This window comes from Donghicola sp. XS_ASV15 (assembly GCF_041224595.1).
Lineage (GTDB): Bacteria > Pseudomonadota > Alphaproteobacteria > Rhodobacterales > Rhodobacteraceae > Donghicola.
Window position 1 is genome coordinate 1 of record NZ_JBGFGN010000094.1, and the last position, 249, is coordinate 249.

1 protein-coding gene is annotated in these 249 nt (G+C 67.5%); it reads left to right on the forward strand.

Translation table 11 applies throughout. The features are described 5' to 3' along the window. Window positions 1-249, forward strand: a 249-nt coding sequence (locus AB9K37_RS02935; RefSeq protein WP_369835476.1) for a hypothetical protein, incomplete at both ends; no start/stop codon positions are given.

A 249-nucleotide genomic window follows, 5' to 3' on the forward strand; every position in this document is an offset into this window, starting at 1 on the left:
CGGCTGCAGGCACCGCCGTCCCAAGCCCCTTCGAGGCCCTCGAAGGCTTGGACGATGACGACGCGCCTCCTTCGGAACACGTGGTCTCAGACGATGCGGACGCGCTTCCGCTCGACGCTGAAGCTACGGGCGGAGAAAACACCCCAGCCCCAGGGGAAACCGACAAGGAGACTGTGGCAGAAGAGCCAGCGCAGGACACCCTCGAGGCCACGCCCGCGGATCCCTTTGCCGCCCTCGCCGATCTCGGAG